Raw genomic sequence first — 20,328 nt, 5'->3', positions numbered from 1 at the left:
CGTCGTCAAGCGCCGCAATCAAGATCACTACGGTACGGCGGTATGTTCCCCACCGATCCTGACCAGCGGCCCGACGACTCCTCACCCCGCCCCCAGCGGGTCTGGCCGCGCAACCTCGCGCTCGCCGTCGTCGCCGCCGCGGTGACCGGCGGCGCCTTCACCCTGCTGCGCCCCTCCGGTGACGAGAGCGGGGCCCCGGCCGCTTCCGCCACTGCGGCCCCGCCCGCTTCCGTGTCCCCGGCCGCGTCCGTTTCCGTCACGGCTTCCGCCGCCGCGGCCCGGGCCTCGGCCACCCCGGACGCCTCCCTGCTGCCGCTCGACCAGCTGTTCCCCGCCCAGGTGACGGCGGCCGGCGGCGAGGTCTACACCAGGGTCGGATCGACCGTCATGAACTCCTGCGTCGAACCGGACTCGGTCGGCCCGCGGCTGATCGGGATGATCCGCGCCTCCAAGGGCTGCCTGGGCGAGCAGATCGCCCTGTACACCGACAGCGCCAAGAACCAGTACAACCTGGCCGTCTTCACCATGGCCGACCCCAAGGACACCGTCCACCTGGTCACCACCCTCAGCATGGCCTTCGACGACTACCAGGTCGGCGCCCAGGCCCCGCCGCCCGCCTCGGGCCTGGCCACCCTGCCCCCGGACAGCGGCATGGTGCAGGCGTTCTCCGGCGCCGGCCGGGCCATGGTCGCGGGCCTGGGCCAGTGGGCCGACGGCCGTGCCGGCGACTACCAGACCCTCGTCGACAAGCACCTGAGCCCGCTGCAGAAGGCGGTCGCCCAGGCCGTCCTCGCCCACGAGTCCGCCCGCTGAAGCCGCCGAGTCGCTGAGGCCGATGACCGGCTGAGCCCCGCCGAGTCCGGCCGGCCGTCCGGTCGGGCCGGGCGGTGCGGGACCCGGCGGCCCGGCACGCTCCCCCGTGGCGTGCCGGGCCGCCGGCGCGGAACGGAACTCGACGTTCCGCTGCGCGGTGTCCCTCAGGGAGGATGCCAGGGCGTCACCCCCGCCGTGTTGGCGCTGAGTGGACAGTCCTTGGCATTGCGTGCACTGATCCGGGATTCCCGCCCGCTCGTGCGCACCCGGTGCTCACGGTGCGGGGTTTTCGCGCCCGTGGGCCCGGTCCGTACGGGCCGCGCCGCCCGCACGGCTGCCCTTGCCCGTACGGGCCGCGCCGCCCGTACGGCTGCCCTTGCCCGTACGGGCCGCGCTGCCCGTACGGCTACCCGCCGACGGCCCCGGCCCCGCTCCCGGTCAGGGCGCGGTGGCGGTGCTCGCGGGGGGAGAGGCCGTACGCGGCCTTGAAGGCGCGGCTGAACTCGGCGGCGCGGGGCAGGCCGCAGCGGGTGGCGACGGCGTGGACGGGCAGGGAGCGCAGCGCGGGGTCGGCCAGGTCGCGGCGGGCCCGCTCCAGCCGGCGGCGGCGGATGAAGGCGGCGACGGTCTCGCCGCCGGACTCCCGGCCGAAGAGGCGGTGCAGGTAGCTGACGGAGATGTGGTGGGCGGCGGCGATCACGGCGGGCGTCAGTTCGGGGTCGTGCAGGTTGCGTCCGATGAAGGCCCGGACGTGCTCGACCAGGGCCCGCTGCCGGCTGTCGTCGGGCACGGCGGCCTCGGCGTCCACCTCCCGGGCGAGCCAGGCGGCCACCAGGTCGACCACGACGCCGCCCAGGCGGGGGGCGTCGGCGGGGCCCAGGAGGGCGGCCTGCCGGTCGAGGTTGAGGAGGAAGTCCGAGAGCAGCGCGCAGGTGCCCTCCCGGGAGGAGAAGCCGCGGCCCAGCAGGTCCTCCAGCCGGTGCGGCGGCACCGGCAGCAGGGCGGAGGGGAAGTCGACGCCGACGGCCTCGATCCGCAGGTCGCCGGGGGAGCGGGCGGCGCGGGAGCCGAAGGCCCGCAGGTCGAACGGGTGGGAGCTGTCGAGCATGTGCAGGTTGCCGGGCCCGAAGGTCTCGGTGCGCCCGGTGTCGCGGGTCAGGGTGAAGCCGCCGTCGAGCAGCAGGGTGAGGTGGAACACCTCCGGGTCCGAGCGCCGCACCCGGCGCGCGGTGCGGTGGAAGCGGGTCGGCTGGAAGGAGCTGCGCAGGAGGGTCACCGGGCCCAGCTCCAGGCGCCGCATCTCCGCCCGGAAGTCGTCGCAGTGGACGCTGGTCACCTCGCTGTCCCGGGTACGGCTGACCAACTCCCGCCAGCAGTCGAACCGTTCCGTCACGGGTACGCCCTCGCTGCGGAACACGCTCTGCGTGCTCGTGGCCACTGTCCGCCCTTTCCTTCCGGGGTCCGTCCCCTTCCTGCCCGGCCGGGCTCCCCTCCCCACCAGGTGTCACCGGCTCCTTGCAGCCGGTGACACCGAAACCTACAAGGTCGGGCCCGGTGGCCTCCGCCCGGCCCCCGGTCCGGCGGCCGGCCGCGGGAATCCCGGTGAACCGGCCGCCGCCCGCATCCCGTTGCCATGGACGCAGGGGTCGAGAGGCCCCGCTCCCACCGCACGACGGCGGGCGGGCCCCGGGTCCGTACAGCCGTCCACGACACCGTGCCGCGGCCGGTCGGGAACCGCGCCGCAGCAGAAACGAGGGGAAACGATGAGGAACACCGGAACGGTCAAGCGAACCCTGTCCCTGGTCGGCGCCGCCCTGGCGCTGGCCTCGGTCACCGGACTGACGACCGCCACCAGCGCCTCCGCCGACGTCAACAGCGAGTGGAACTGCTCGCGCAACCCGAGCGGCTGGGACCACATGAACTGGGGCAACTGCCTGCTGCCCGGCGACTCGCTCGTCTCCGGCAACGGCGACTACCGGCTGCTCTACCAGAACGACGGCAACCTCGTGGAGTACGACACCAACACCGGCTACGCGCTGTGGGCCAGCGGCACCAACAGCGGCGGCCCGGGCAAGGTGATCATGCAGTACGACGGCAACTTCGTCGTCTACGACACCTTCAAGAAGGCCAAGTGGTGGTCCGGCACCGCCCTCGGCTGCAACCCCAGCGCCAACTGGGTGCGCATGCAGAACGACGGCAACCTCGTCGTCTACCGCCCGCACGACAACAACAGCCCCTGGGCGCCGGTCTGGTCCTCGTACAACGGCCGCGTCGGCACCTGCTGACACCCGCAAGCCCCGGACGCTTCGTACGCCCCGCACGCCCCGCACGCCCCGCATGCCCCGCATGCCCCGCACGCCCTGCCGGCGGCGGCCGGACCCGCGGCCGCCGGACGGTCAGTTCGCGTTCGGGGCGCTCGGGGCGTCCGGGGCGCCCAGGGCGAGGGTGAAACTGAACCGGTCCCCGCGGTAGAGGGTGCGCACCTGCTCCAGCGGGCGCCCCGCCGCGTCCAGGCTGCGGCGGTGCAGCAGCAGCATCGGCAGCGCCGGCGGGGTGCCGATCAGCAGGGCCTCGCGCGGGCTGGCCGGCACCGTCTCGATCCGCTCGTCGGCGGCACCGAGCCGCACCCCCTGCTCGCGCAGATAGCCGTAGAAGGACCCCTCGGGGTCGAAGTCCCCTGCCAGCGCGGGCACCCGGGCGACCGGCACGTACGTGGACTCCAGCCCGACGCGCTCCTCGTCCGCGCGCAGCACCCGCTCCAGGTGCCACAGCGGCTCGCCCTCGGGGACCTCCAGCAGCCGGGCCATCGCCGCGTCGGCGGGCAGCCGGTCCAGGGCGATCAGGGTGCGGCCCGGGCGCAGGCCCTGGCGCGAGACGCCCTCGGTGTAGCTGCTCAGGGACAGCGGCTGCTCGATCTTCGGCCCGGCCACGACCGTGCCCCGGCCCTGCCGCCGCAACCGGCCCTCCAGCAGCAGCTCGCGCAGCGCCTGGCGCACCGTCGCCCGCGCGACCCCGTGACGCTGCGCCAGATCGACCTCGGTGGGCAGCCGCCCGCCCGGGCCCAGCTCGGCGATCAGCTCCTCCAGGCGGGCCTTGACCAGGTAGTACTTGGGCACCCGGCCGTGCTCGGGGACACCGGCGCGGGCGGGCTCGGGGACGGCCCTGGGGATGGGGTGGTTCACCGCGCAAGCCTATCGAGCGCCGTCCGGGCCGGGGCCCGCCGCCCGGGCCTGCTGCTGCCGCCGGCGACCCGTGGCCCTACCCCTCGGAGGCCGCCCGGGCCGCCGGCCCGCCGTCCTCCTTGCTTTTCCCCTCACAGTCCTCCTCGACGTGGTGCCTGAAGTCCGCCAGATCGTCGATCACCCGGCGGTCGACGAAGCCGAGCGCCTCGGCGAGGTGCTCCCAGAGCCCGTGCGGCTCGACCTCCAGCTGGAGCATCACCCGGGTGGTCCGCTCGTCCACGGGGTGGAAGGTGACCACACCCCGGTGCCGCACCGGCCCGGGGCCGCTGTCCCACGCCACCCGCTCGTCCGCCACCAGCTCGGTGGTCACCGCCTCGAACTCCCTCGGCCCGGCCGCGGTCCGCACCACCCAGCTGGTGCCCGGACCCGACCGGTCGACACTGACCACCCCCCGCATGAACCGCGGGAACTCCTCGCACCTGACCCAGCTCGCATAGACCGCGCCGAGCGGCGCCGCCACCTCGACGGACTCCTCGATCCGGTGCATCGCTCCTCCTGGCCTCTCGTCACCAGCCGCCCCGGGGCGGCTTCCTGCGGAACGCGCCTGCCCGCAGAGCGGCCGGGCATGCACCGCATGGTCGATCCGGCCCTCCCGCACCTCGGGGTCCCGCCGGTGTCGTCGTCCGTTCGTGCGGCGAGGGTGCCGGTGTCGGTGCTGGTCAGGGCTCCTCGGCGCTGTATAGCCTGACGGGGCGTCGGGCCGGACCGGGAAACGGAAGTTCGATGACGAACTCCCTCGGCGGCGGAAGCGGCACCTTTCCGGTGTCGATCAGTGCGCGGACAGGCGAGCCGCGCGGCCGGAAGGGGCAGTGGCGTGGACTACGGACTGATGTCGTTCGGATCGGCCCTCGGGGAGCCCGTCGCCGTCGCGGACGTGGCGTCGGAGTACACGAAGGACGTCGAACGCGTCCTGGCGTACGGCTACCGCACCGTCCACCGCAGCCCGGCCGGGGTCGGGCTCACCGACCTGGCCGTCGACGCCGCCCGGGCGGCCCTGGACGAAGCGGGCACCGACCCCGCCGAGCTGGACCTGGTGGTCCTCGCGATCACCGACATCCCCGAGTACCTGTACTGGGACGCGGCCGCGAGCCTCCAGGACCGGCTGGGCGCCCGCCGTGCCGAGGCGGTCCTCGTCGGCCAGGGCTGCGTCAGCGGCATCACCTGCTTCGACCTGCTCGCCGGCCGCTTCGCCACGCACCCCGAGTACCAGCGGGCGCTGGTGGTCGGGGCGAACCGGACGTGCGAGCCGTACTGGAACCGGATGCACACCAACTCACTGCTGTTCTCCGACGGCGCCGGTGCCGCGGTGGCCGGGCGCGGCCACCCCGAACTGCGCTGGCGGGCCAGCGAGACGATCAGCGACGGCCGCTACGTCGACCTGTTCCGGATGGACCGGGGCGGGGCGGCCGACCCCTTCCGCGGCGGTCGGACGCCCCCGCCGGCCCGCGACGCCTGGGGCCTGATGGAGTTCTTCGACTACGACGCCGAGCGCTTCCAGGAGTTCGCCGGCCTGATGGGCGAGCGGGTGCACGAGGTGGTGGCCCGGGCCTGCAAGCGGATCGGCGCGTCCGTCCCGGACCTGGCCAGGGTGGTGCTGCTCAACGACAACCTCGGCACGCTGACGAAGCTGGCCGACCGGCTCGGCGTCCCGGTGGAGCGCACCAACCTCGAAATCTCCCTGGAGCGGGGCCACTTCGGGGCCGCGGACCACCTCCTCGACCTCCATCACCACCGCGCGTCCGGGCACTTCGGCGACGGCGACCTGATCGCCCTGGCCGGCATGGGGCGCGGCATGCACTGGAGCTGCACCCTCCTGGAGTGCTGACGCCACGAACTGACGTGAATAGCCGGAAGGTTGGCCGTGCACACAGGCTGTTGCGGGTGGCCGAACCGTCCCTATACTGCCGTTGCCCGTCGACCAGAACCGGCCGCGGGCATCCGCTGCCGCGCCCGGTCAGGGCGGCCGGCCGGCCCGTACGAGGGAGAACCGATCATGGTCAAGCACTACCTCAAGTACGCCTTCAGCACCCTCACCGCCGCCATGTTCCTCCACATGGTCTGACCTGATCGGGGCCTGATCCGATCGACCCCGGCCGGGGCCGGGTGGCGTACCGTCCGACCCTGGCCTGGGGAGTCCGCTTGTTCGCGACCGCGCTGAGCCAACTGCGTTACGGCGCAGCAATCCTGACGAACCGTCGAATACGCCCGAACGACCTGGAACGCCTCGCGCGGGACCTGGTCGCCACCATCGCCGAGTTCGGCGAGCCCGGCGAGGACTCCGCCCTGCTGCCCGGCCGGGCCGGACACGTCGACCCGCAGGTGCGGCGCGAGGTGGCCCGGCGCAGCCTGCGCGCCACCGCCCGCGCCGCCGCCCGGCACACCGCCCACTACCGCCGGCTGTTCGCCGAACTCGACCTCGACCCGGCCCGGTTGGAGCCCGAGGACTGGTCGCGCGTCCCCGTCACCCCCAAACAGGCGCTGCGCGCCCTGCCCGCCGCCTTCGTCTCGGACGCCGCCACCCCCGTCCTGATGGCGCTCACCACCGGCACCAGCGGCACCCCCACCGCGGTGTGGTTCTCCCGCGCCGAACTGGAGTGCGCCGTCGCCTTCAGCACCATCTCCGCCGTGCTCGGCCTCGGCCTGCGCCCCCGCCACACCGTCGCCTACGCCGGCTGCTCCCGCGCCACCCTGCCGCTGGTCAACGCCGAGGAGTCGGCCACCCGCGCCGGCGCCGGGTTCGTCCAGTTCGGCACCGTCGGCCCCGCCGTGGCCCTCGACCGCCTCGCCGCCCCGCTCGGCCTGCCCGGCAAGGACCCCCAGATCACCCACCTGACCACCTCCGCCTCCTACCTGGCCGCCCTCGTCCAGGAAGCCGAACAACGCAAGTGGCGCAGCGCCGACTTCGGCCTGCGGTCGATCAGCGTCGGCGGTGAGGTGCTCTCCGCGCCCCTGCGCCGCCGCGCCGAGGAGGTGTTCGGCGCCACCGCCACCTCCGCCTACCTGATGACCGAGATCCTGCCCTCCGGCGCCACCCCCTGCACCCGGGGCCACCTCCACCACACCACCGAGTTCGGACACCTCGAAGTCCTCGACCCGCTCACCTGGGAACCCACCGCCCCCGGCGCCACCGGCACCGTCGTGCACACCCCCTACGTGCCCTACCGCGACTGCACCCTGCTGCTGCGCTACGCCACCGGCGACCTCGTCCGCCTCCCCGCCGAGCCACCCACCTGCGAAATCGCCCACCTCCCCGCCACCTCCGAGATCCTCGGCCGCTGGAACGGGCCGCTCAGCCGCACCGTCACCACCCGCGAGGTGCTCGACCTGGTCGAGGCCGAACCGGAGGTCCCGCTGCCCGCCCGCCACGCCCTCACCGAAGGCCCCGACGGCCCCGGCGGACCCGCCCGCCTGCACCTGCTGGTCGACCGCCTGCCCGCCACCGCCCTGCGCGGCCGCCTGGAGGAGCGCGCCCACGCCGCCGGCCTGCGGCTGTCCGACATCGTGCTGTACGAGGACCGCGCCGCCATGCCGCCCACCGCACCCCTGCGCGCCGACCTGCGCGAGCACACCTTCGACACCCTCGACACCACCCTCGACACCGCCGGCGGCCCCGGCGCCCTCGGCACCCCACCGGCACCCCCGGCATCCCCGGCACCGTCGACGGCCCCGGCCGCGGGAGGAACCGCATGACCGTCAGCCCCGCCGCCCTGGCCGCACTGAGCGCCGCCGTCGCCGCCGAACTGGCCCTGGCCGCCTGGTACCTCGCCCGGATCCGGATGCCCCGCCCCCCGGTCGGCGTCTACACCGGCGGTGACATCGCCGTCCTGTGCGCCGGCGTCGTCCTCGCCCCGCTGCTCTACACCGCCCTGCCCGGCGCCGCCGTCTCCGCCGTCTTCGGCCTCGTCAGCTGCCTGGCCGTCCAGTTCACCCTCGCCCCGCTGCTCGCCGCCACCCGGCTGCGCGCCGCCCCCTGGTCCTGGGCCGCCGCCCTCACCGCCACCGCCGCCACCACGCTCGCCGCCCTCACCGGCCACCCCGGCGCCGCCCGGGCCGGCAGTGACCTGATGATCGCCGCCGCCGTCGTCGGCGTCGCCAACCTCTGGACCCAGAGCGGCCTGCGCTCCGTCCACACCGCCGCCCTGGCCGCCGTCCTCACCGCCTACGACCTCGCCGCCACCACCCTCACCGACACCACCGCCCGCTTCTTCGAACAGGTCCAGGACCGCCCCTTCGCCCCGATGCTCGCCCTCACCGGCGGCCCGGCCCCCGTCGCCGTCGGCCTCGGCGACCTGCTGCTGCTCGTCCTGTACCCGCTGGTCGCCGCCAAGGCCCACGGCCGCACCGCCGCCGTCGTCGCCGCCCTCGTCGGCCTGCTGACCACCAGCGCCGTCAGCGCCTGCTTCGCCCTCGGCCGGCTCACCACCGGATTCCCGCTGCTCACCGCGCTGGGCCCGCTGATCGTCGCCCAGCACCTGTACTGGCGGCGCCGCTCGGGCGGCGAGCGGACCACCGCCCAGTGGCGCGAGGGCCACCCGGTCCCGGTTCCTTCCGGTGCCGGACCCGGCACCGAGCCCGGCGCCGCCCTCGCCGCCCCCGTCCCCGAGGGCACACCCCCGGGCACCTGGCTCGCCCTCGCCGACGGCCGCGTCCTCGGCACCGGCCCCACCCCCGGCCACGCCCGCCGCGACGCCCGCCGCAACGGCGCCGGCACCCCCACCACCGCCCGGCTGGTCTGACCGCCCCCGGGCGCCGATGTCAGTGCCGGCCGTCATGATTCCCGCATGATCGAGACCGCAGCACCGCTCTCCTCCCCGTCCGCGTACGCCGACGCCGTCGCCGCCGCCGTCCGGGCCGCCGCCGCGTACTACACCGACGGTTCCACCCCGCTCGGGGACGACGAGTACGACGCCCTGCTGCGGGACATCGCCGCCTACGAGAGCGCCCACCCCGACCAGGCCCTGCCCGACTCGCCGACCGGAAAGGTGGCCGGCGGCGCCGCCACCGGCGACGTCCCGCACAGCGCGCCGATGCTCTCACTGGACAACGTCTTCTCCGCCGAGGAACTGGAGTCCTGGGCCGCCGGCCTCGAACGGCGCCTGGGCCGGCCGGTCGCCGCCTGGTGCGTGGAGCCCAAGCTCGACGGCCTCGCCGTCGCCGCCCGCTACCGCGCCGGGCGCCTGCAGCAGCTCATCACCCGCGGCGACGGCCTCGCCGGCGAGGACATCACCCACGCCGCCGACGCCGTCCTCGGTCTGCCCGCCGAGCTCACCGAGCCCGCCGACATCGAACTGCGCGGCGAAGTCCTGCTCACCCAGGAGCAGTTCGAGCACGCCAACCGGGTGCGCGCCGAGCACGGCGCCACCCCCTTCGCCCACCCCCGCAGCGGTGCCGCCGGCACCCTGCGGGCCAAGGACCGCCCCTACAGGATCGAACTGACCTTCTTCGCCTACGACGCCGTCGGCCCCGAGGGCCTCGACCACAGCGCCCTGCTGGACCACCTCGCCGCCCTCGGCGCCAACACCGCCGCCACCACCGACGCCCGCCCGCGGCACTGCGCGGGCATCACCGAGGTCCAGCAGCGCATCGAGGAGATCGCCGCGCTGCGCGCCGAACTGCCCTTCGGGATCGACGGCGTGGTGGTCAAGGCCGACCTGGCCGCCGACCGTGCCGAGGCCGGCCTGGGCTCGCGCGCCCCGCGCTGGGCGGTGGCCCGCAAACTGGCCGCCCAGCACAAGGTCACCCGGCTGCTCGGGGTGGAGTGGAACGTCGGCCGCACCGGGATCATCGCCCCGCGCGCCGTCCTCGAACCCGTCGTCATCGACGGCGTCACCGTCACCTTCGCCACCCTCCACAACCCCGCCGACATCGAACGGCGCGGGCTGATGATCGGCGACCAGGTCTTCGTCTACCGCGCCGGCGACGTGATCCCCCGGGTGGAGGCCCCGGTGCTCGACGCCCGCACCGGCGCCGAGCAGCCGATCGCCTTCCCCGAGGCGTGCCCGCGCTGCGGCGACGCCATCGACACCACCGAACAGCGCTGGCGCTGCACCCGCGGCCGCAACTGCCAGGCCGTCGCCTCCGTCCTCTACGCGGCCGGCCGCGACCAGCTCGACATCGAGGGCCTCGGCGGCACCCGCGCCGTCCAGCTCGTCGAAGCCGGCCTGGTCGCCGACCTCGCCGACCTGTTCACCCTCACCCGCGAGCAACTGCTCACCCTGGAACGGATGGGGGAGACCAGCGCCGACAACCTGCTCGCCGCGATCGCCACCGCCCGCACCCAGCCGCTCAACCGGGTCTTCTGCGCCCTCGGCATCCGCGGCACCGGACGGACCATGTCCCGCCGCATCGCCGCGCACTTCGGCAGCATGACGGCGATCCGCGCCGCCGACGCCGAAACCCTGGCCGGCGTCGACGGCATCGGCACCGAGAAGGCCCGCGTCGTCGCCGCCGAACTCGTCGACCTCGCCCCGCTGCTGGACCGCCTCGCCGCCCTCGGCGTGGGCACCGCCGTCACCGCCCCGACCGCCCCCGCCGCCGCGGCGGGGGCGAGCGGCACCGGCGACGGGAACGGCACCGGCGAGGGGAGCGACGGCGGTGGCGACGGCGGACCGCTGGCCGGTGAGGCCGTCGTCGTCACCGGCAGCATGACCGGCGCCCTCGCCGACCTCTCCCGCAACCAGATGAACGAACTGATCGAACGCGCCGGGGGCAAGGCCTCCTCCTCGGTCTCCAAGCGCACCACCCTCCTGGTCGCGGGGGAGAAGGCCGGCTCCAAGCGCGCCAAGGCCGAGGAACTCGGCATCCGCATCCTCACCCCTGAGGAGTTCGCCACCCTGGTGGCCACCCACCTGGAGGCCTGACGGCCGGCCGGCGCTACGGGGGGTTGCCGTTGGCGGCGAGGCGGGCGCTCATGTCCGCGTGGGCGCGCTCGGAGCGGGTGTTGGCCGGGTCGTGGACGAGGCGCAGGTAGTCGTAGAGGATCCGCACGCACGCGTCGCGGGTGGAGCAGGGCGCGTCGGGGGCCAGGTCGAGGCCCCTGGTGATCTCCATCAGCCGGCCGTCGGCCGCGGCGTACACCGGGTGCCAGACGAGCCGCACCGCCGGGTCGAGCGCCATGACCACCCGCAGCTGCGGCACCTCCTGCGCGATCAGGACGCTCTCGGGGTCGTAGGCCCGCAGGAAGATGTGGACGGGGCCGCGGGCGCGGCTCACGAAGGCCTTGGACAGGACGTTCCACATCGGCGTCTTGAGCATCCAGTCCGGGGTCAGCGCCAGCCGGTCGACCACGCCGCCGAAGGCGGTGGCCTCCAGCGGGGTGTGGCCCTTGGCGAGGGCGTAGTCGCTGATCTCCCGGCCGCCCGACCACAGGGCCAGCGTCGGCGTGTCGATCTCCAGGTGGTCGCCGACGACCTTCACCAGCTCCTGGTACCAGCTGTTCGACGCGCGGTGGTCGCGCTGGTCCTGGCGTTCGGTGAACCGCGCCATGGCCTCGTCGTTGAGCCGTCCCTGGTCGGCGATGCCGCCGAGGACGAGCTGCCAGGCGATCTCCGTGACGTCCCCGGAGAAGCCCGCCCGGGCCATGTCCTCGCGGAACGTGCCCCACTCGCCGTGCCCGGTGGGGTCGGCGGCGTCGCGCCGCGCCTGCTCCCTGACCCCGGGGGCCTCCTGGCGCTGCAGCCGGCGCGTCACGGCCGCGTTGCCCACCGTCCGCTGGAGGGCGGCGAGTTCGGCCGGGTACGGCGCCCTCCCGGGGGCGGTGGGCACCGCGGCCGGGCCCGGCGTCGTACGCCTCCTCGGTGCGGCCCCGGGCACCGGCGGCACCGAGTGTGTCACGGCCTTGCGCACGCTTCCCCGCCCTCCCGTGTCGCCGTCCGGCCCCCGGCCGTCGAGACTACGGCCCCGGCGCGGGTGTCCACGAGGGCCGAAAGGGCAGAGCGGGGGCAGCGCCCGGGGGCGATGCCGACCCGTGGCCGCGCACGGCCGTCCGGGTGGACGTAGGACCAAAAGCCGATGCCCCCGCGCCCCGCACCCCGGTGGAACGGCCGAATGGATCACGCGCCAGACCCCGAGCGGACCCTCGCCGACGACGAGGCCCTCGCCGCCTACCGCACCCGCTTCGGGATCGCGCTGGACCGACTCCCGGCCCTGCCGGTCCCGCCGGTCCCGCCGGTCTCCTCGGGCTGAGCGCTCGGCGGCCGCCGAGCGCTCAGCAGGAGCAGGCCGCGGCCGGCCCCGCCCGCCGGTTCGGCGAGCCGACCGCCCGAGCGGGACCGCCCCTCAGCCGTCGCCCTGCCCCGAGGGCCGAGGGCCGGTGATGCGGACCAGGTCCGGCCAGTACCGCGGCCCGTCGCTCTCGATCCGCCGCACGACGGGATCGATGGCGCCCAGGGTCGCACGGAGCCCGTCGGCGACCTCCGTCAGTACGGCGTCGCCCTCGCCCGGCTGCTCCTCGCGGTCGCGGTCCATGACCTGCGCGCAGTGCTGCCCGGCCCGTCGGGTCTGCTCCAGCGCCGCCCACCACGGCCCGTCCAGGCCGGAGTCGGGGATGTGGAGGTGTCCCAGGGCGGTCCCGGCGGCGCGGTGGAGCGTGGTGCAGATCCCGGCGAAGCGGCGGCCGTCGAACCGCACCTGCTCGCCCGGGTGCTCCCGCGCCGTCCGTTCGAGCACCTGGACCTCGTCGTAGAAGGCCTGGTACCCCTCGATGAGCGCCAGGGTGTCCTGCTTCCCGCCGACCCGGTACCACATCAGCAGCTGGAAGACGCGCACCCGTTCGGACCGGGCGTCGGCCGGACGCTGCACCACGGGGCCGAGCCCGCCCGCCGAACCCGACGCCGACGCCTGCACGGCGACGGGCCCCAGCGCCAGCGCCCCGACGAGGACCCCGGCGAGCACCGCCCGCCGGGCGCCGGAGCGCGCCACCCGGTCGGCGGTCTCCGGGCCGCCGCCCCGTCGGACGAGCGCGAGCGGCAGCCGCACCAGTGCCGCGGCCATCGCCGCCCCGAACAGCGCCGGAAGCACCGGGCCGGCCAGCACCTGCACCACCGGCCAACCGCCCCGCGGCACCCACAGACAGCTGTCGCCCATGGTCCGCATCGGCCCGAGGCACCCGTCCACCGACATCAGCAGGAACACCGCCACCAGCGCGCACGCCTGGGCGATGCCCGCCGCCACCAGCGCCCCGACGAGCCACAGTCGCCGGGACACCAGCGCCACGACCACCGCCGTGACCACCACCCCGGCCCAGATCGCGACCGTCAGCCACCACACGTACCGCAGCGCGTACCCGCTCCCGCGCTCACCCAGCGGCGGCCGGCCCGGGTACAGCGCCGCCTTGACCACCAGCAGCCCGACCACGCACAGGACACCGCCCAGCAGCCCGCGGCGCAGCACCCGGCCGAGCCCCCGGTGCCCGCCGAACAGCCACAGCAGGTACGGCAGCGCCCACAGCGCCCCCGCGGCCGCGGCGAAGGCCACGGTGCGCCCGTCCGTCCCGAGACGCGGCAGCACGGCGGCGATCCACCCCAGTTCGGCCCGGTGCCGCTCCCACCCGTCGGGGAACTGCTGGACCAGCACCTCCCGGATCCCGCCCTGGACCATGAAGTCCCCGGCGGTGTACAGGTGGCCGCCCCCCGACCACCAGGTCAGCCCGGCCGCGGCGACCAGCACCGCCGCCGCCAGCGCCATCACCGCGGCCACCCGCCCGCGCCCCGGAACCAGCCCCAGCCGGGCGCACTGCACCAGCCACGGGACGTACGCCAACGCGCCGACCAGCGGCACGAGCAGGGCGATCGGATGCTCCGGAAACCAACTCCGGCCGGCGGTGATGTCCACGGTCAGCTCGCCGACCACCAGGCCGGCGCCCAGCCACAGCCCCGCCCGCAGCCCGTCCGGCCCGGCCGTCCCGCGGTGCGCCGCGTACGCCGTCGACCGCCAGGCCGCCACCGCGAGGATCAGCACCGTCGGCACGGTGGCCAGCCACACCCCGACCGTCCCGTCGGCGAACGGGGGCAGCAGCAGGGGGACGGCGATACCGGCCGCGCCCACCAGGAACGTCTGCAACGGCGCCAGGGTGAACAGCGCCGCCGGATCGTCCAGCGCCCGGCGCCGCTGCGCCCAGGTCGGATGCGACCGCCAGATGCGGCCGAGCCGGGCGGCCGGGCCCGCGGGGTCGCGCACGTCCCACACCCGCCGGTCGGCGCCGAGGGCGACGGCGTCCGCGTCCGCGTACAGCTCCCGGTGGCGCAGCGTGTCGGCGCGGGCCAGGACCACCAGCAGCGCCATCCCCAGCGCGGTGGCCGTCTGCCGCACCAGAGGCGCCCGCCCGGCCGGCCAGAACACCCGGTCGGCGCCCACGAAGAGCCCGAACTCCGCGCCCACCAGCGTCCCGCCGACCACCAGTACGAACGGCAGGGCCACCAGCAGTGCGAACACCCGCCACAGGGCGGTGACCGCGTACCCCAGGTCCACGTCCCGGTTGCGGATGTGCGCGAACTCGTGGAGCACCACGGCCCGGAACCCGGCCGGATCGCTGTGCCGGCTCACCGAGAGCCCCGCGTACAGGCACACGGTGCGCCGGCGCGCGTGGCCGAACGCCACCGCCCCCGGGCCGAGCCGGCGCGGGTCCACCACGAACTCCGGTACCACGGGCAGCCGGGCCTGCCCCGCCAGGCGCTCCAGCTCCTCCCGCAGCTGCCCGTCCACGGGTACCAGCCGGCGGGAGCGCCGACGCCAGCGCGGCAGCAGCAGATACAGCGCCGCGGCCATGGCCAGCACCAGCGCCAGAGCGACGGGCACCGGCCACGACGGGTCGTCCGGTACGGCGGCCAGGCAGGCGCGCAGGGCCGGGTCCGTCCCCGGGGCGACTCCCAGCTGTGCCAGGAAGTCCCCGTCCGGGTCGAACCCGGCGGCCAGCTTGCAGGCGTACTCCGCCGGCCGGCCCTTGCGGACCAGGTCCAGCACGGTCGTCAGCATGTGGTGGCCGGCGACAAGCATGGACAGCAGCAGCAGGCCGAAGCGCAGGGCGGTTCCGGCGGGCAGCACCCGTGGGTCGAGGACCGGCGGGGCGGCGGGCGGCTGCGGCGGCATCGGTGGCACCGGCGGCGCGGCGGGTGCGCTCATGCCGGCGGCTCCGGGAGGAGCGGTGCGCCGGACCCGCACCCGGCCCCGGAGCCGGGTTCCGCCGGGGGAGCGGGCGCGCCCGGCTCCATGGCCAGCCGGGCCACCACGCAGTCCGCGAGCGCGCCGGCGGCCGGCTCGTCGAACCCGGCCTCGCGGGCACCCGTGCGCACCCGGGCGTGGACGGCCGCCAACTGCCGCTCGTCCAACGGCGGTACGGGCGGCTCCACCGCGGACCGGGCGCGCACGCGCCGCCACAGCCGCCGCAGCCCGCCGCCCGCGCGCCTCACGCCGGCACCGACCGCGGCCCGGCACGCCTCGTCCACCGCCATCCACACCACCGGGGTGGCCAGCGCGGCCGCCTCGGCCAGCCCGAACCCCAGCGGCTCGCCGCGCTGCCGGCGTCCGAACAGCGCCACCACCTCCTCGGAGGACAGCCCGTCCAACCCCCGCAGCAACGGCAGTTCCTCCGGCGCCAGCCGGGTCACCACATCCACGACGACGTCCCGAACCGATCCGGCCATCCGCCCGACCTCCCAGCTGATCATTCGTCAACTGACGATGTGCTGGCGGAACTTACCCCAGTCGGAGCTTCGTCATCCAGGAAGTTTTCCGACCGTTCCCTGCGGACGGGCCCCGGGTCCGGCGGCGCGGCAGGGCGCCGGCCCCCTCTGCCCTCGGCGAATCCGCCGCGGGCAGAGCGGCCGCATCCGGAGGCCCTCCCGGGGCGAGAGTGGAGTGGACGGCGAGTTCCGCCCCCCGCCTCGACAAGGAGACCCGATGGCCCCGCTCACCACGCCCCCGCCCCGCGCGGCGGAGGGCGACACCCCGCCCAGCGCCTTCGACGACCACCTCGCGGCGCAGCTGCTCGCCCAGCGGATCGTGCTGCTCGGCACGCAGGTCGACGACGTGTCGGCGAACCGGGTGTGCGCGCAGCTGCTGCTGCTGTCGGCGGAGGACCCGCGCACCGACATCAGCCTGTACATCAACAGCCCCGGCGGCTCGGTCACCGCGGGTCTGGCCGTCTACGACACCATGCGGCTCATCCCGAACGACGTCTCGACGCTGGCGATGGGCTTCGCCGCCAGCATGGGCCAGTTCCTGCTCACGGTGGGGGCGCCCGGCAAGCGCTTCGCCCTGCCGAACGCGCGGATCATGATGCACCAGCCCTCGGCGGGCATCGGCGGCACCGCCGCGGACATCGAGATCCAGGCGGAGAACCTCCAGTTCACCAAGCGGGCCATCGAGCGGATCACCGCCGAGCACACCGGGCAGAGCGAGGAGACCATCGCGCGCGACGGCGACCGGGACCGCTGGTTCACCGCCGAGCAGGCCAGGGAGTACGGGCTCGTGGACCGGGTGGTGGAGTCGGTCGCCGACATCCGCCCGGCCGCCTCCCGCCGACGGATCGGACTGTGACATGGGCTCGTACACGGTTCCCTACGTCATCGAGCGCACCGCGCAGGGCGAACGCACCTACGACGTCTTCAGCCGGCTGCTGAACGAGCGGATCGTCTTCCTCGGCACCGAGATCGACGACTCGGTCGCCAACGTGGTCATCGCCCAACTCCTGCACCTGGAGTCGGAGAACCCGGAGCGGGAGATCTCGATCTACCTCAACTCGCCCGGCGGATCGTTCACTTCACTGATGGCGATCTACGACACGATGACCTTCGTGCAGGCGCCGATCTCCACCTTCTGCGTCGGCCAGGCCGCCTCCACGGCGGCGGTGCTGCTGGCCGGCGGGGACCCCGGGCGGCGGTTCGTGCTCCGGCACGCCCGGGTGCTGCTCGGTCAGCCGGCCAGCGGCGGCCGGCGGGGGACGGTCTCCGACCTCAGCCTCGCGGCCAAGGAGATGGTCCGCATCCGCGCGCAGGTGGAGGAGGTCCTGTCCCGGCACACCCACCACGACGTGGCGACGCTGCGCGCGGACATGGACCGGGACAAGGTGCTCTCCGCCGAGGAGGCCGTCGCCTACGGGATCGCCGACCAGGTGCTGAGCCGGCGCTTCGCGTCCGGGTGAGCCGCGCGCGGCCGGGTACGGCAGGGGCTCGCCCCCCTGCCGTACCCGGCCGCCGCGGTGCCGCGCCGCGGTCAGGCGACGAGGCAGAGTCCGTCGTACCGCCCCGTGGGCGAGGTGCGGCCCCGGCCCGCGAGGCCCTGGCCCGTCCGGCCCACCCGGTTCCGGTCCGCCCGGTTCCGGTCCGCCAGGCCCTGGCCGACCCGGCTCGGGGCGTAGCGGGCCAGTTCGTCCTGGGCGAGCGAGAGCAGGTCAGCGAGGCCGAGCCCCAGCGCCCGGGCGGCCGCCGCGAGCACCTCGGAGGAGGCCTCCTTGCGCCCGCGCTCCAGCTCCGACAGGTACGGCATCGAGATCCGGGCCGCCTCCGAGACGTCCTTCAGCGTGCGCTCCTGGGCGAGCCGCTCGCGCCGCAGCACGTCGCCGACGACGTCGCGCCACAGCGGCTCCCTGCGCGCGGGCGTCCGCGGTGGGCGGGACTCCCCGCCGGACGCGGGCGGCGAGGCGTGCGGGCGCAGGGGGATGACGCGGGCTTCGTTCGGCGCTTGAGTGCTCACCCCTTCAGCCTAGGGACCGGGGGCCCGGGGGGAAGAGCACGGCGTTCTGCCCTGGGTGAATCCGCCCGTCCCCGCCCGCCCCGCCCGCGCGGGCGCCGCCCGGTGGCCGGGTGCGCACCCGCAGGACACCGGACTGTCGCAGGCCCGTGGTAACCATGGGGCCGTGGACCCCACGGAGCCGTCGCCGCTGCCCCTGCCGCCCCTGTCGCCCGCCGCCGAAGCCGCGTTCGGGCGCGGGCGCGAGGCCGCGGACGAGGGGGAGTGGGAGCGCGCCCGCGACCTGTTCGAGGAGGCGGTCCGCGGCGCGGGGCCGCCCCCGCAGGAAATCTGACGGAGTATCAGGCGAGTCACGAATTGGCAACCCAGGGCCGGGTCCGCGGCGATACACCTGTGGCGGACCGACCGGTTCCCCTATTCTCCATCCGGCGTGGCGTACTCCCGCCGCGCCGGAGGACAGGGGGGTCGCGGTGGTTCTGGACGGACGGGCGGCTGTGTTCAAGGCCGTCGTTCCCTCGCTGGTCGGCCTCGAACTGTCGGGGCCCGAACCCGGGGGCGGCACCCGGCTGCGCATCCCGGCCGGGATCCCCCTGCTCATCGAGTGCTCCGGCGGGCGCCTGACCGGCAGGACCACCCTCCTGAAGACCCTGGAGGTGCGGTACGCCGAGCGCCTGCCCCAGGCCTACGCGGACCTCGGGCGCGCGGACTTCGGCCGCCCCGGCCTCGCCCTGCCCGCCGAGAACGAGGCCCCCCGGCTGAGCAACGCCTCCCACACCTCGGACCTGCTCTTCCACCTGCGGTACGAGCTGAGCCGGCGGGCGAACAGGTTCGGCGCGGGCCTGTCCTTCCCCCGGCTCACCCAGGGCCTGCTGGCGGTCACCAGCTGGCAGACCGTCGGGCTCGGCGAACTGGAGGCCGCCGGCCGGCGCCTGGAGAGTCTGCTGCGCGAGAGCCAGCCCGACGCCCAGGTGCGCCGGGACAAGGTGGCGAAATGGATCAGACAGGTCGCCCCGAACCTCGGCACCGCGGCCGGGCTGGGCCCCGGGGTCAACGAACTCGTCGCCTCGCTCGCCGACATCGTCGCCACCGAACTGCTCGGCGCCCGCGCCAACAAGAACGGCCTGCGCTGGTGGGCCGAACGGCGGGTCAGCGCCCAGGGCGAGGCGAACGTCCAGCTCTCCGAGCTCGCCCGCGGCTTCCGCGGCAACGCGCACGACCGCGAGCGCGCCGAGCGGCACCTGATGGCCGCCCTCCTGGCGGACATCGACGACCACTACACCTGGGCGCGCCTGAGGAACCGGCTGCCGCGCCCGCTGCTGCTCCTGGACAACGCCCACACCCCGCTCGGCCGCCCGGTCCTGGACATGCTGACCCGGGTCTGGCACGAGGAGACGGTCCGGACGCGGCCGGGCGTGGTCGTCACCGTCCTGGCACCGGAACCGGCCACCCCCGACCCCGAGAGCACCACCGCGACGACACGCAACGCCACCGGCCCGTTCTGGCGCGAGGACCGGCCGCAGACACCGGCCGGCTGGACCCTGCGGCTGCCGCTGGCCCAGCTGACCCTCGACGAGGTCACGTGGATGTTCGGCACGGACCACCCCGGGCCCGACATCGCCCAGTTGATCCACCGCCTCAGCGCGGGCCGGGCCGGCATCGCCCACGCCCTGGTCCAGGCCGTCCGACGGGCCGTGCGCCTCGGGCAGAGCCCCGACCCGCGCACCCTGTTCGACCTGCCCGCCGAGGACGAGCCCGACACGCCGGCGCACGAGCGGCTGCTGCGCCTCCTGGTCCCCGACGACACCGCCCGGGAGCGCCTGACCAACTTCGCCCCGGCGCTCGACGAGGACGCCGCCCACGCGCTCGACGCCCACTACCCGCCCGGCGACAACGGGACCCTGCGCGTCCAGACGACCAGACAGCTGCTGCAGCACGACCACTGGGGCGCCCACCCGTGGCCGGGCACCGGCGCGCCGTTCGTCGGCGACCCCACCCTGCGCGCCCTGCTCGGCCACCGCCTGGTCACCGCGCTCGACGCGACCCCTGGGGCCGAGCGGTGGCACGACATCCACGAGACCCTCTGCGACCGCTACGCCCCGCAGGCCGCCGACCCGCAGACCGCCGACCCGCAGGCCGTGGCCCCGCGCAACGCCGCCCCGTCCGACGACCGCTTCCTGCACCACTCCCTCGCCGTCCTCGACACGGGCACCGTCGTGCGCGCCCTCCACCGGCGCCTGGCCGGCCACGACACGGCCGGCTGGCTCACCGCCCTCAACCTGGTCTGCGCCGCGCCGCACCCGCCCCGGAACCTGACCGCCCTCGCGGCCCAGCCCGAGGACTGCCCGGCCTGCGGGGGCGCCGGCACCCCCGTGCACCAGGCGGTCGAGTTCCTCGTCGACGCGCTGTGGCAGCAGTCGCACCCGCTCGCACCGCCCGACGAGCGGCTGATCGGGAGCGTCCAGCTGCAACTGCTCACCCTGGCCCAGCTCGCCGGGGCCGCCCACCAGACGGTGTTCTTCCACGCGTACGAGACCTGGCCGCAGCTCCTGCGGCGCTGGGTCCAGGCCCCCCACCTCCCGATCTGAGG

18 protein-coding genes are annotated in these 20,328 nt (G+C 75.4%); 11 read left to right on the top strand and 7 right to left on the bottom strand.

Annotated elements, in window-relative coordinates; translation table 11 throughout:
• The first annotated feature begins 42 nt into the window (after window positions 1-42).
• The gene (locus tag ACZ6EM_RS34095; RefSeq protein WP_465774080.1) at window positions 43-813 is read left to right on the top strand and encodes a hypothetical protein; all 771 of its coding nucleotides are present in this window, start codon (window positions 43-45) and stop codon (window positions 811-813) included.
• A gap of 406 nt (window positions 814-1,219) precedes the next feature.
• On the opposite strand, the gene ACZ6EM_RS34090 is transcribed toward ACZ6EM_RS34095, so the two are convergent.
• Window positions 1,220-2,251, bottom strand: coding sequence for an AraC-like ligand-binding domain-containing protein (locus ACZ6EM_RS34090; protein WP_401055199.1), 1,032 nt, complete (start codon window positions 2,249-2,251; stop codon window positions 1,220-1,222).
• A gap of 325 nt (window positions 2,252-2,576) precedes the next feature.
• Here ACZ6EM_RS34090 and ACZ6EM_RS34085 point away from each other — a divergent pair, with 325 nt between their 5' ends.
• On the top strand, window positions 2,577-3,098 hold the full coding sequence (locus ACZ6EM_RS34085; protein ID WP_401056543.1) for a hypothetical protein: 522 nt from the start codon (window positions 2,577-2,579) through the stop codon (window positions 3,096-3,098).
• Between the two features lie 111 nt (window positions 3,099-3,209).
• On the opposite strand, the gene ACZ6EM_RS34080 is transcribed toward ACZ6EM_RS34085, so the two are convergent.
• Window positions 3,210-3,995, bottom strand: a complete 786-nt coding sequence (locus ACZ6EM_RS34080; RefSeq protein WP_465774079.1) for a GntR family transcriptional regulator — start codon at window positions 3,993-3,995, stop codon at window positions 3,210-3,212.
• A gap of 76 nt (window positions 3,996-4,071) precedes the next feature.
• Window positions 4,072-4,542 (bottom strand): SRPBCC family protein, encoded by a 471-nt coding sequence (locus tag ACZ6EM_RS34075; RefSeq protein WP_401048928.1) that lies wholly within the window; start codon window positions 4,540-4,542, stop codon window positions 4,072-4,074.
• A gap of 327 nt (window positions 4,543-4,869) precedes the next feature.
• Here ACZ6EM_RS34075 and ACZ6EM_RS34070 point away from each other — a divergent pair, with 327 nt between their 5' ends.
• The 4 genes from ACZ6EM_RS34070 (at window position 4,870) to ligA (ending at window position 10,915) form a co-directional block, all read left to right on the top strand.
• Complete coding sequence (locus ACZ6EM_RS34070) at window positions 4,870-5,880, top strand: 3-oxoacyl-ACP synthase III family protein (RefSeq protein WP_401048926.1); 1,011 nt, start codon at window positions 4,870-4,872, stop codon at window positions 5,878-5,880.
• Window positions 5,881-6,194: 314 nt separating this feature from the next.
• Window positions 6,195-7,745, top strand: a complete 1,551-nt coding sequence (locus ACZ6EM_RS34065) for a phenylacetate--CoA ligase family protein (RefSeq protein ID WP_465774078.1) — start codon at window positions 6,195-6,197, stop codon at window positions 7,743-7,745.
• Window positions 7,742-8,791 carry a hypothetical protein gene (locus tag ACZ6EM_RS34060; RefSeq protein WP_401048924.1) on the top strand — a complete coding sequence of 350 codons (1,050 nt, stop codon included), beginning with the start codon at window positions 7,742-7,744 and terminating at the stop codon, window positions 8,789-8,791. Before ACZ6EM_RS34065 ends, ACZ6EM_RS34060 begins: the two co-directional genes overlap by 4 nt.
• A gap of 45 nt (window positions 8,792-8,836) precedes the next feature.
• Window positions 8,837-10,915, top strand: coding sequence for an NAD-dependent DNA ligase LigA (gene ligA / locus ACZ6EM_RS34055; RefSeq protein ID WP_465774077.1), 2,079 nt, complete (start codon window positions 8,837-8,839; stop codon window positions 10,913-10,915).
• A gap of 13 nt (window positions 10,916-10,928) precedes the next feature.
• On the opposite strand, the gene ACZ6EM_RS34050 is transcribed toward ligA, so the two are convergent.
• Window positions 10,929-11,900, bottom strand: coding sequence for a hypothetical protein (locus ACZ6EM_RS34050; protein ID WP_465774076.1), 972 nt, complete (start codon window positions 11,898-11,900; stop codon window positions 10,929-10,931).
• Between the two features lie 201 nt (window positions 11,901-12,101).
• Here ACZ6EM_RS34050 and ACZ6EM_RS34045 point away from each other — a divergent pair, with 201 nt between their 5' ends.
• The gene (locus ACZ6EM_RS34045; RefSeq protein WP_465774075.1) at window positions 12,102-12,239 is read left to right on the top strand and encodes a hypothetical protein; all 138 of its coding nucleotides are present in this window, start codon (window positions 12,102-12,104) and stop codon (window positions 12,237-12,239) included.
• Window positions 12,240-12,332: 93 nt separating this feature from the next.
• On the opposite strand, the gene ACZ6EM_RS34040 is transcribed toward ACZ6EM_RS34045, so the two are convergent.
• Window positions 12,333-15,173: a M48 family metalloprotease gene (locus ACZ6EM_RS34040; protein WP_452179463.1), complete on the bottom strand. Its 2,841-nt coding sequence runs from the start codon at window positions 15,171-15,173 to the stop codon at window positions 12,333-12,335.
• Complete coding sequence (locus ACZ6EM_RS34035) at window positions 15,170-15,718, bottom strand: hypothetical protein (protein ID WP_465774074.1); 549 nt, start codon at window positions 15,716-15,718, stop codon at window positions 15,170-15,172. Before ACZ6EM_RS34035 ends, ACZ6EM_RS34040 begins: the two co-directional genes overlap by 4 nt.
• A gap of 232 nt (window positions 15,719-15,950) precedes the next feature.
• Here ACZ6EM_RS34035 and ACZ6EM_RS34030 point away from each other — a divergent pair, with 232 nt between their 5' ends.
• Both ACZ6EM_RS34030 and ACZ6EM_RS34025 read left to right on the top strand, forming a co-directional pair.
• Window positions 15,951-16,589, top strand: coding sequence for an ATP-dependent Clp protease proteolytic subunit (locus ACZ6EM_RS34030; RefSeq protein WP_380354999.1), 639 nt, complete (start codon window positions 15,951-15,953; stop codon window positions 16,587-16,589).
• A gap of 1 nt (window position 16,590) precedes the next feature.
• Window positions 16,591-17,193: a ClpP family protease gene (locus ACZ6EM_RS34025; RefSeq protein ID WP_387695131.1), complete on the top strand. Its 603-nt coding sequence runs from the start codon at window positions 16,591-16,593 to the stop codon at window positions 17,191-17,193.
• A gap of 71 nt (window positions 17,194-17,264) precedes the next feature.
• Here ACZ6EM_RS34025 and ACZ6EM_RS34020 read toward each other — a convergent pair whose 3' ends face one another.
• A complete protein-coding gene (locus ACZ6EM_RS34020) occupies window positions 17,265-17,744 on the bottom strand; it encodes a helix-turn-helix domain-containing protein (protein ID WP_465774073.1) in 480 nt (159 codons plus the stop codon).
• 163 nt (window positions 17,745-17,907) lie between these two features.
• Between ACZ6EM_RS34020 and ACZ6EM_RS34015 the strand changes: the two genes are divergently transcribed.
• Window positions 17,908-18,075, top strand: a complete 168-nt coding sequence (locus ACZ6EM_RS34015; protein WP_465774072.1) for a hypothetical protein — start codon at window positions 17,908-17,910, stop codon at window positions 18,073-18,075.
• A gap of 160 nt (window positions 18,076-18,235) precedes the next feature.
• Window positions 18,236-20,326 carry a hypothetical protein gene (locus tag ACZ6EM_RS34010; protein WP_401051076.1) on the top strand — a complete coding sequence of 697 codons (2,091 nt, stop codon included), beginning with the start codon at window positions 18,236-18,238 and terminating at the stop codon, window positions 20,324-20,326.
• The last annotated feature ends 2 nt before the right edge of the window (window positions 20,327-20,328 follow it).

It is taken from the genome of Kitasatospora sp. NPDC041917, assembly GCF_055589745.1.
Note: the sequence above shows the minus strand (reverse complement) of the source record. Positions and strands in the feature narration are given on the sequence as shown.